The organism is Variovorax sp. 01N429, assembly GCF_056399425.1.
The window spans coordinates 1-381 of sequence record NZ_JBFTRG010000212.1 but is presented as its reverse complement, the minus strand read 5'-3'; the positions used below and the strand labels follow the sequence as shown (position 1 = coordinate 381).

General features: G+C 71.1%; 1 protein-coding gene. It reads left to right on the top strand.

Annotated features, from left to right (window positions below; translation table 11 throughout):
• A partial coding sequence (locus tag AC1DSF_RS31295; protein WP_478184196.1) for a hypothetical protein occupies positions 1-381 on the top strand: 381 nt, incomplete at both ends.

Genomic DNA, 381 nt, shown 5'->3' with positions numbered 1-381 from the left:
GCTGTGCTCAGCCCGCTGCTGGAGATGACCGAGGAGAGCAACGACCGGCTGCAACTGTGCGACCCCGTGGGCGGATTGCTGGTGATCTCCAGCGACGCACCGGGCGGGGACCGGCTCGGGTGGATCCGGCTGCCGGAGAACCGCAACGAGCCGGCCGGTCGGGTGCGCTTCCCCGAGATGGTGCACCTGCCGAACACCACAGTGCGGCCGGTGGCGATCGCCCCCGACGGCGAGCGCGTCGCGCTCCAGCTCGATCGCGGTGCCACCTCGCGGCTGGCCGTGTGGACGCCGGAAGAAGGCACCCTCCTCGACATCAGGATGCCGGAAGGCTGTCTCGGCGGCGTCGGCCGGTGGACGGCTGCGGGTCTGCACATTCCGTTC